Here is a 10,065-nt window from a genome sequence, read left to right on the forward strand (position 1 = left end):
GACAGGATTTGAACCTGCGACCCCTTGACCCCCAGTCAAGTGCGCTACCAAGCTGCGCTACAGCCCGAAAGTGCCTGCCCGTTCTCGCTTGTGGCGCCCGTTCAAGCAACCGCTTCAGCATATACGAAGGGGTGCCTGATCGCGAATCGGAAGCCCCCAGGGGGAGCCCCCATCAGAGCCTTTCGAGCACCCCGCGGGCGGACTCGAGGTACCTCTCCCCGATGTCCCCGCCGGCGAACGCGACTTGCACGATGTACCCCTGGACAAGGCCGACGACGGCGGGGGCCAGCCGCGCTGCCTCCGCCGCGGCGGCGTCGGGGTCAAGCCCGCGGGTCGACTGCAGCCACTTCTGCAGATACGCCGCGATGTGACCGGTGACGTCCCCGATGATCTGCCGGGCAACCCCCGCGAGCTCGTCGTGGTGCACGGCCTCGCCCCACACCTGCAGTGCGATCCCGGGGAAGAACTGGGTCTTGGGCAGCCCAGCCATCATCTCTGGGATGACCTGGGAGGGCGGCGGGACGGGGCGCGCCCTCCCGAGCACCTCGAGGATGGCGAGCCGGTCCTCGAGCACTCGCCGCCCGACGTCGACCGTGAGCTGCTCCTTGCCCTTGTAGTACAGATACACGGCCCCAGCGGACAGCCCCGCCTCCGCGACGATGTCCGCCATCGACGCCGCGGAGAAACCCTTGCGCGCCACGCACGCGAGCGCGGCATCCAGGATGCGCTGCCGCATGGCCTCCCGATGCTCCTCGCTGACCTTTGGCATGACCCACCTCACCCAGAAGAACGAATGGCCGTTCTTGACAGAGTATCCCCCAGGAGCACAATAGTGAATGAGCATTCGTTTTTCTAAGCTTCATTCGTTGAGAGGACCGGCCATGACCGCCGAGACCGTCGTCCATCCCCCAGGGCACACCACCCACCGGGCCGAGACCCGCAGCGGCCGGCATACCCCGTGGGCCGCGTCCCTCGGCGCGGCGGTGCTCGCCGCGACCATCGTCTGCCTCGTGCTCCTCGCCTTCGCGTGGCCCAGCGTCACCGCGAAGGTCCAGAACCTGCCGATCGCGGCGGTCGGGAGCGCCGATCAGGTCGCGCAGGTGACGTCGAAGGCGCCGGCGGGCGCACTCGAACTCCGCACGGCCTCAAGCCGCGACGACGCGATCGGCCAGATCGAGCGACGCGAGGTCTACGGCGCGATCGTGCTCGGATCCTCGCCCGAGATCCTCGTCTCGAGCGCCGCGAGCCCTGTCGCATCGCAAGCACTCACACAGCTGGGCTCCCAGATGCAGGGGCAGATCGAGCAGCAGGTCATCGCGCAGCTCAAGCAGGCGCTCCAGCAGGCCCAGCAGCGCGCTCAGTCCCCGCAGACAGGTGCCCAGGCCGCGACGCCGACCGTCCGGGTCACGGACGTCGTCCCGCTCTCCTCCGACGACCCCCGCGGCACCGGACTCGCAGTCGCCGGCCTCCCCCTCGTGATCGGAGGGATCATCGGCGGCGTGCTCATCTCACTCCTCGTCTCCGGCACGTGGCGCCGCCTCGTCGCGGTCACCGCGTACGGAGCGGCCGGCGGCCTCGGACTCGCCGCCATCCTCCAGAACTGGTTCCACATCCTGCAGTCGGGCTACTGGGTCAACGCGGGCGCGATCGGTCTCGGGATCGCCGCGACCGCAGCCGTCATCGCGGGCCTCAACGCGCTCATCGGCCGTGCAGGGCTCGTGATCGGCGCAGTCATCACGATGTTCATCGGAAACCCCCTCTCCTCGCTCACGCAGCCGAAGGAGTTCCTGCCCGCGCCGTGGGGCGACGTGGGCCAGTGGTTCGTGCCCGGCGCATCAGGGACGCTGCTCCGCGAGCTCTCCTACTTCCCGTCGGCGGACACGATGTTCCCGTGGCTCGTGCTCGCCGGGTGGGCGGTCGCCGGCGCGCTGTTCATCGCCGTCGGGCACTTCCGCAACCAGCCCGCGGCCGTCGAGGTCTAGCCTTCGCGAAGACAGACGACGCCGGGCCGGTCGCCTTCCAGCGAAAGGCGACCGGCCCCGGCGTCATACGCGCTCTCGGCTACTTCTTCCGCGAACGCTTCTCCCGAACCCGCATGCTGATCTCGATCGGCGTGCCCTCGAAGCCGAACGTCTCCCGCAGCCGCCGGGTGATGAAGCGGCGATAGCCCGGGTCGAGGAAGCCGGAGGTGAAGAGGACGAACTTCGGCGGCCGGCTCTGGGCCTGGGTGCCGAAGAGGATGCGGGGCTGCTTCCCACCCCGCACCGGGTGCGGGTGCGCGGCCACGAGCTCGCCGAGGAAAGCGTTGAGCTTGCCCGTCGGGATTCGCGTGTCCCATCCGGCGAGGGCCTTGTCGAGCGCGGGGACGAGGCGATCGCGGTGCCAGCCCGTCTTCGCCGAGAGGTTCACCCGCGGCGCCCACTCGACGTGTGCGAGGTCCTTCTCGATCTCGCGCTCGAGCCAGCGGCGACGCTCGTCGTCCATGAGGTCCCACTTGTTGAACGCGATGACGAGCGCGCGGCCCGACTCGATGGCGAGGTTGATGATGCGAACGTCCTGCTCGGCCAGCACCTCGTCGGCGCTGAGAAGGACGACGGCGACCTCCGCCTTCTCGAGGGCGGCCTGCGTCCGCAGGGACGCGTAGTACTCGGCGCCCTTGGCCATGTGCTGGCGACGGCGGATCCCCGCGGTGTCGACGAAGCGCCACACACGGCCGCCCAGCTCGATGAACTCGTCGACGGGGTCACGCGTCGTGCCGGCGAGCTCATTGACGACGACGCGCTCGGAACCCGCAAGCTTGTTCAGGAGCGAGGACTTGCCCACGTTCGGCCGCCCGATGAGCGCGACCCTGCGGGGGCCGCCCGTGCGCTCGAGTCCCGCGATCGCCGAGAATTCGGGCAGGACCTCCACAGCCGCGTCGAGGAGGTCGGCGACCCCGCGGCCGTGCATGGCCGAAACGGGATACGGCTGGCCGAACCCGAGGCCCCACAGGACGGACGCATCGGCCTCCTGGACGAAGTCGTCCACCTTGTTCGCGACGAGGAGGACGGGCTTCTTCGACTTGCGCAGCATGCGCATGACGGCCTCATCGGTCGCCGTCGCCCCCACCGTCGAATCGACGACGAACAGCACGGCGTCCGCCATGCTCACTGCGATCTCGGCCTGCTCGGCCACGGACGCGTGGATGCCCCGCGCGTCGTGTTCCCAACCGCCGGTGTCCACGAGCGTGAATTTCCGCCCGCTCCATTCGGCCGGGTAGGAGACGCGGTCGCGGGTCACCCCGGGCACGTCCTCGACCACGGCTTCGCGCCGTCCGAGGATGCGGTTCACGAGCGTCGACTTGCCCACGTTGGGGCGGCCGATGATCGCGAGGACCGGGTCCATGCGGGTGGGCGCGTCGGCGTCCCAGTCCTCGCCCTCCTCGGCAAGGAGCCGTGCGTCCTCGTCGTCGAGCTCGTAGTCCTCGAGCCCGGCACGGAGAGCTGCGGCGCGCTGCTCGGCTTCGTCGTCGTCCAGCGCCGCGAGGTGCTCGGCGATCTGGTCGGAGCCCTGAGGCTCGTACTCTTCAGCGGCGATGTCGCCCAAGGCGTCGCTCATGCTGATTCTCCTTCGTTGATGTCGAACGGCGGGTCAGTGCCCGGCCTGGGGTGCGGCAACCGCCGCGTGTACGACCGCGAGGACCGCCTCGACGGTCTCCTCGAAGTCAAGGTCTGACGAATCGACGGTGTATACGCCGTCGGCGGCCTGGGTGAAGCTCGCGACGGTGGAGTCCTTCAGGTCTCGCGCGACCACCTGCTCGCGCAGGTCCTCGGCCGTCTGCGTGCCGCCGAGCTGGAGCCCACGGCGTCGCATGCGTGCTTCTTCGGATGCCGTGAGGAGGAGCCGGACTTCGGCGTCGCGCGCGACCACGGTCGTGATGTCGCGACCCTCGACGACCATGCGGCGTCCGTGGGCGGCGATAAGGGCTCGCTGACGCCGGATGAGCTCATTGCGGACGCCGAGATTTGTCGCGACGGCGCTGACCGACTGTGAGATCCGCGGCTCGCGGATCTGCTCGGTGACATCGTGGCCGCGGACGGAAACGCTCTCGTCGTCGGCACTCGTGCTCAGCTCGAGGTCGAGCGCTCGGGCAGACGCCTCGACCAAGGCGCTGTCCGTGAGGTCGAGCCCGCGGTCGAGGCAGTCCCAAGTCACCGCCCGGTACATCGCACCGGTGTCCAAGTACGAGAGGCGCAGTCGGCGCGCGACCTCCTTCGACACGCTGGACTTGCCCGAGCCGGACGGTCCGTCGATCGCGACGACGAGCGGGCGGCCGACGCGAAGCGGCTCCTCCCCCGGCATTGGCGTGTAGCGCACGCTTGTGCCCCTCGCCGTGCTCGACGAGCTGAATTCCGTCACTGCAGCACCCGCCATCCCCGCTCCTCCAGTTCCGCTATCAGCTCATCATGCTTGCTCGGGAGCACGGAGATCTCCACCATGCCCACGTTCCGCCCCGACGAATGGTCGAGGCGCAGGTCCTCAAGGTTCACGCCGATCTCACCGATCTCGGTGAGCAGCTTCGCGATCTGTCCTGGCCGGTCGTCGACGAGCACCGTCAGCCACGCGAATGCCTGCGGTGGCCCCCCGTGCTTGCCCGGGATGCGGGCCTGGCCGGCGTTGCCCTCGCTCATGAGCTGTGCGAGGTCCAGGCGTGCGCCGGGCGCCGTCGGGTCCTCAAGGGTGCCGATGAGCCGCTCGACGTCCTCCCGCACCCCGTAGAGGTGCTTGACGAGCTTGTCCGCATTCGCGCCGAGGATCTGGATCCACAGGTCCGGATCGCTCGCCGCGATCCGCGTGGTGTCCCGCAGTCCGTTCCCGGCGAGCGAGAGCAACCGCAGGTCCGTGCCCTGGAGCCGGCTCGCGAGCAGCGAGGACATGACCTGCGGGAGATGGCTCACGAGCGCCACGGCCTCGTCGTGCTCGTCGGCGTCGAACTCCATCACCAGGGCGCCGAGGTCAGCGCCGAGTGCCTTGGCGAGGCGCACGGCGTCGTCCGAAGCGGCCTGGTGAGCGCACACGACCCACGGCATCGAGGTGAAGAGCTCGCCGCGGGCTGCGACGGGACCGGACTTCTCGCGGCCCGCCATCGGGTGGGTGCCGACGTAGCGGGAGAGGTCGACGGAGCGGCTGCGCAGCTCGGCCAGGATCGCGGACTTCACGCTCGCTATGTCGACGACGACGGCGCGCGGCCACCGGGCAAGCGCGCGCTCGACGACGTCGGCGGTCACGTCCGGCGGCGCCGCGACGACGACGAGCTGCGGCTCCGCGCCGCGGTCGGCCTCGAGCTCCGCCACCGGGCGGCCTGCACCGATGTCGACGGCGACGGCTTGGTGCGTCGGCGAGGGATCCTCAAGGAAGACGGGGACGCCACGGTGCTCGAGCCCGAGCCCGATGCTCGTGCCGAGGAGGCCTGTGCCGATGACGACGACGGGACCGCCCAAGTGCGTCGGGGCCATCCTCTAGAGCCCCACAGCCGCCATGAGATGCCCGACTTCCTGCTTGCCGAGCTTCCGAACGGTGCCCTGCTTCTGGTCGCCGAGACCGATCGGTCCGATCTTCGCGCGGACGAGCCGCTGGACCGGGAAGCCCACCGCGTCGAACATGCGGCGGACGATCCGGTTCTTGCCCGAATGCAGCACGACCTCGACCAGGACGAAGCCCGGCGTCGAGTCGACGAGCTTGAAGGAGTCCACCTTCGCTAGCCCGTCCTCGAGCTCGATGCCCCGGCGCAGCTGCGCCCCCACCCCGTGCGGCATCGGGCCGCGCACCTGCACGACGTACGTCTTGGGCACCTCATAGGAGGGGTGGGAGAGGCGGTTGGCCAGCTCTCCGTCGTTCGTGAGGAGAAGGAGGCCCTCGGTGTTGGTGTCCAGGCGGCCGACGTGGAAGAGCCGCTCCGGTGTGCCGGCGCGGAGGTAGTCCGAGATGCACGGGCGGCCCTCGGGGTCGTCCATGGTGGAGACCACTCCGCGCGGCTTGTTGAACGCCATGTAGACGAGATTCTCGTTGAGCTGGACCCGAACGCCGTCCACGTGGATGACGTCGGTCTCGGGGTTGACCCGGCTGCCGAGCTCAGTCACGATCTGGCCGTTGACCTCGACGCGGCCCTGCTCGATGAGTTCCTCGCAGACGCGACGCGACGCGACGCCCGCATTCGCCATGACCTTCTGGAGGCGAATGCCTTCCTCGTTCATCTCGGCCCGCGTCCGGGGCTTGTGCTGCGGCAGCGGAGCCGGGTTCTTCCGCTCAGGGCGCTGGACGGCGCCGAGGTTGCGGCCGAAGCGCTCGTTGGCGAACGGAGCAGCGCCGGTTCCCTTGGGCTGAGGACGCTCGCCGCGCTTGCGCTGGGAGCCCTTCGGCGCACCCTTGGCGCCGCCACGGGCGGCATTCCCGCGGCCCCCGAACGATCCAGAATTGCTCTGGGCTCCGCTGCTCTTCTGAGTGGGGCGTTGCCCCCTGTTGCGTGGTGAACCCTGGCGTCCCGCCTGTGTCATGACCTGGCCTCAAGTGTGTTGAATGTGGAGAATCAGGCCCGCGACGACGCGCGGACCGGGGCAATAGGCCCCGAACTACGATACCGGATCGGCACTCCACGCTCCGGACGGGCGTGACCCACGCCGCACTTGGGGAGTGCCGATTGCCTAAGATGAATTTGCACCCGATCAAAGTTCCAGGCTAGGGTGAGCGACCGGTCGCACACGGCCGCGCCTCACTGCTCGAGTTCGATGGCTGCCAAGTCGTCGAGTCCCGGCAGGTGGGGTGAGAGCTGCGGAAGTTCGGAGACCGAGCCGATGCCGAGCCGCTCCAGGAAGTACGACGTCGTCTGGTACAGGATGGCGCCGGACTCCGGGTCCGTCCCGGCTTCCTCAATGAGCCCGCGAGTGACAAGCGTACGCACGACGGAGTCCACATTGACCCCGCGGATCGCCGCCACCCGCGAGCGGGCCACGGGTTGCCGGTAGGCGATGACGGCGAGCGTCTCGAGGGCCGCCTGCGTCAGCCGCGACGTCTGGCCCTCCAGAACGTATCTCGAGACGACCTCGGCGAAGTCGGGCCTCGAATAGAACCGCCACCCCCCGGCCACTGGACGGAGCTCGAAACCGCGGCCCTCAGCGTCGTATTCGGCGGCCAGACCGGCAAGGAGCTCCTCGACCTCAGGTTGGGGAAGATCGAGCGTCGCTGCCAGGTCAGTCGCGCTCACGGGTTCGTCGACGACCATGAGCACCGCCTCCAGAGCGGCCGCGTTCGGATTACCCTGCATGCTGCGTCTCCTCTACCTCATCCACGGTGCCCGGCTCGCCCCCAGCGCTCGGCTCGCCTCCGTCGTCGTACTCCTCGCTCAGGCGATCTGCGCTCCAGTCCTCCCCCGCCGTCCAGCGCACGCTCAGGTCCGCGAGCGGCGCCGCCTGCTCGAAGGCGACGGCGCGGTCGCGGAACATCTCGAGCAGCGCGAGGAATCGCGCCACAATCATGAGGCGCGAATCGGCGTCGGCCGTGAGCGCCCGGAAGCTCTGGGGCCCGCCTGAGCGCAAGCGCTCGCCAAGGATCGCGGCTTGCTCGCGCACACTCACGGCCGGAGCGTGGAGGTGCGCGAGGCCGACCTCCGACGGCGGCGCCTCCTTGGGGGCGAACGCCTTCGCGGCGAGGGCCGCGAACTGCTCCGGGGTGTGCTGCCACACGAGCTCGGGCAGGAGCGCGGCAAACGCCGGCTCGAGGCTCACCGTCCTCGGGAAGCGGCGCCCTTCAGCGTCGAGCGTCTCCCCGAAGATCGTCGCGATCTCCTTGAACGCCTTGTACTGGAGCAGGCGCGCGAACAGCAGGTCGCGAGCCTCGAGCCGCGCCACGTCCTCCTCGTCCTCGACCGCACCCTGCGGGAGCAGCCGCGCCGCTTTGAGGTCGAGCAGCGTCGCCGCGATCACGAGGAATTCGCTCGCCTCGTCGAGCTCCCACTCCTCGCCGCGGTCCTGCATCGCCCGGATGTACGCGATGAAGTCGTCGGTCACGGTGGCAAGCGCGACTTCGGTGATGTCGAGGCGACGCTTGGCGATGAGCCCGAGGAGGGCGTCGAACGGACCGGTGAAGTTGTCGAGCCGGACTTCGAAGCCCGTGGCGGGTTCGCCGCCGGTCAGCTCGCTAGGGTGCTCCACCGCGGGCCACAAGCTCGCGCGCGAGCCGCCGGTACGCTTCCGCGCCCGCATGGGTCGTCGCGTAGCGGGTAATCGGTTCGGCCGCGACGGTCGCGTCGGCGAACTTGATGGTGCGTTTGATGACCGAGTCGAAGACCTTGTCCCCGAAAGCCTCGATCAGGCGCGCGAGCACTTCGCGGCTGTGCAGGGTGCGCGAGTCGTACATCGTGGCGAGGACGCCGTCGACGACGAGCCGCGGGTTGAGCCGGTCCTGGACCTTCTCGATCGTCTCGACCAAGAGGGCGACGGCACGCAAGGCGAAGAACTCGCAGATGAGCGGGATGATGACCCCGTGCGCCGCCGAGAGAGCGTTCACGGTCAAGAGGCCGAGGGAGGGCTGGCAGTCGATGATGACGAGGTCGTAGTCGTTCTCGACCTTGCGGAGTGCGCTGGCGAGGACCTGCTCGCGGGCCACCTCGGTGACGAGCTGGACTTCTGCAGCGGAAAGGTCGATGTTCGCTGGCAGCAGGTCGAGGTTCTCGATCTCGGTCTTGCGGATCGCGTCGCGGATGTCGACGTGGCGGTCCATCATGACGTTGTAGACCGTGAGGTCCAGCTCATGTGGGTTCGTCCCCAGGCCGGCAGACGCGGCGCCTTGGGGATCGAAGTCGACGATGAGGACCCGCCGTCCGTACTCCGCGAGCGCTGCGGCCAGATTGATGGCCGAAGTCGTCTTGCCGACCCCGCCCTTCTGATTGACCATCGCGATGATGCGGGAGGGCCCATGGGTTTCGAGCGGAGCGGGCACGGGGTATTCGCGTTCGGGGCGGCCCGTGGGGCCGAGTACGACGTCGGTGAGGTCTTCGGTGATGCCGTCCAGAGTCGCCGAGCTCTGCTCTGTGCTCACTATCCATCCACACTTTCGAATCGCTGTCTGCGGCTTCCTGAGACCCCACCCTACACGCGCACGACACGCATCCCGGGGACCTTGACACATACCCTCGGGTGAGCCTTTACCTTCAAGTAGAGGCTCAATGTTTCCTCCCCAACGCCTTGCGCCGTCACCTCCGCAGGGTCGAGACCCTGCGGAGGTGACGGCGCAACGGGGGTCAGACGCGGGTGGGCTCGGGCAGCTGGTGACCCGGCGTCGCACCGGAGGCCGCGGCGTCGTCGCCGCCCTGCTCAGGCGAGCCCGGGCCCACAGGCGCGTGCGTGACCGCAGGCGAGCGCGTGACCGCAGGCGAGCCCGTGCCCGCAGGCGCGCCTTCGTCATCGTGGTCCGCGAGCATCGTGGTCTCGTCGAACGGAAGGCGGCCCGAGAGGACCTCGCGGACTCGCGGACGGTCGATCTCGCGGGTCCACACGCCCATGAGGATGGTCGCGACGGCGTTTCCCGTGAAGTTCGTCAAGGCACGTGCCTCGGACATGAAGCGGTCGATGCCGACAATGAACGAGACACCGCCCACGAGCTGCGGCGCGTGCGACTGGAGGCCGCCTGCGAGGGTCGCGAGGCCGGCGCCGCTCACGCCCGCCGCGCCCTTCGACGCGATGATCATGAAGACGAGCAGCCCGATCTGTTCGCCGACGTTCATCGGCTGGCCCATCGCCGTCGCAATGAACAGCGAGGCCATGGTGAGGTAGATCGCCGTTCCGTCGAGGTTGAACGAGTAGCCGGTCGGGACCGTCACGCCGACGACGGGCTTGGACACGCCGAGGTGCTCCATCTTGGCGATGAGCCGCGGCAGCGCAGCCTCGGAGGACGAGGTCGAGACGATGATGAGGTACTCGCGGGAGAGGTACTTCATGAGCTTGAAGATGTTGACGCCGCCGACGGCGCGCAGGAGCGTGCCGAGGATGACGACGACGAACAGGATGCACGTGATGTAGAACGCGACCATGA

10 protein-coding genes and 1 tRNA gene are annotated in these 10,065 nt (G+C 68.9%); 1 reads left to right on the forward strand and 10 read right to left on the reverse strand.

Going from position 1 to position 10,065, the window contains the following annotated elements:
- Together V7053_RS15800 and V7053_RS15805 are read right to left on the reverse strand one after the other, a co-directional pair.
- Positions 1–59 (reverse strand) — tRNA-Pro (locus V7053_RS15800).
- A 113-nt stretch (positions 60–172) separates the two neighbouring features.
- On the reverse strand, positions 173–769 hold the full coding sequence (locus tag V7053_RS15805; RefSeq protein WP_334173227.1) for a TetR/AcrR family transcriptional regulator: 597 nt from the start codon (positions 767–769) through the stop codon (positions 173–175).
- A 112-nt stretch (positions 770–881) separates the two neighbouring features.
- Between V7053_RS15805 and V7053_RS15810 the strand changes: the two genes are divergently transcribed.
- On the forward strand, positions 882–1,982 hold the full coding sequence (locus V7053_RS15810) for an ABC transporter permease (protein WP_334173228.1): 1,101 nt from the start codon (positions 882–884) through the stop codon (positions 1,980–1,982).
- A 79-nt stretch (positions 1,983–2,061) separates the two neighbouring features.
- On the opposite strand, the gene der is transcribed toward V7053_RS15810, so the two are convergent.
- The 8 genes from der to V7053_RS15850 form a co-directional block, all read right to left on the reverse strand.
- Complete coding sequence (gene der, locus V7053_RS15815; RefSeq protein ID WP_334173229.1) at positions 2,062–3,597, reverse strand: ribosome biogenesis GTPase Der; 1,536 nt, start codon at positions 3,595–3,597, stop codon at positions 2,062–2,064.
- Positions 3,598–3,630: 33 nt separating this feature from the next.
- Positions 3,631–4,341 (reverse strand): (d)CMP kinase, encoded by a 711-nt coding sequence (gene cmk, locus V7053_RS15820; protein WP_334173236.1) that lies wholly within the window; start codon positions 4,339–4,341, stop codon positions 3,631–3,633.
- A 53-nt stretch (positions 4,342–4,394) separates the two neighbouring features.
- Complete coding sequence (locus tag V7053_RS15825; protein WP_334173230.1) at positions 4,395–5,495, reverse strand: prephenate dehydrogenase; 1,101 nt, start codon at positions 5,493–5,495, stop codon at positions 4,395–4,397.
- Positions 5,496–5,498: 3 nt separating this feature from the next.
- Positions 5,499–6,533, reverse strand: a complete 1,035-nt coding sequence (locus V7053_RS15830) for a pseudouridine synthase (protein ID WP_334173231.1) — start codon at positions 6,531–6,533, stop codon at positions 5,499–5,501.
- Positions 6,534–6,748: 215 nt separating this feature from the next.
- Entirely contained in the window at positions 6,749–7,300 is a 552-nt protein-coding gene (gene scpB, locus V7053_RS15835) for an SMC-Scp complex subunit ScpB (protein WP_334173232.1), read from the reverse strand.
- The gene (locus V7053_RS15840; protein WP_334173233.1) at positions 7,290–8,186 is read right to left on the reverse strand and encodes a segregation and condensation protein A; all 897 of its coding nucleotides are present in this window, start codon (positions 8,184–8,186) and stop codon (positions 7,290–7,292) included. Before V7053_RS15840 ends, scpB begins: the two co-directional genes overlap by 11 nt.
- A complete protein-coding gene (locus V7053_RS15845; protein ID WP_334173234.1) occupies positions 8,173–9,072 on the reverse strand; it encodes a ParA family protein in 900 nt (299 codons plus the stop codon). Before V7053_RS15845 ends, V7053_RS15840 begins: the two co-directional genes overlap by 14 nt.
- A 202-nt stretch (positions 9,073–9,274) precedes the next feature.
- A partial coding sequence (locus tag V7053_RS15850) for a cation:dicarboxylate symporter family transporter (protein ID WP_334173235.1) occupies positions 9,275–10,065 on the reverse strand: 791 nt, incomplete at its 5' end.

Source organism: Sinomonas sp. (assembly GCF_036848755.1).
Classification (GTDB): domain Bacteria; phylum Actinomycetota; class Actinomycetes; order Actinomycetales; family Micrococcaceae; genus Sinomonas.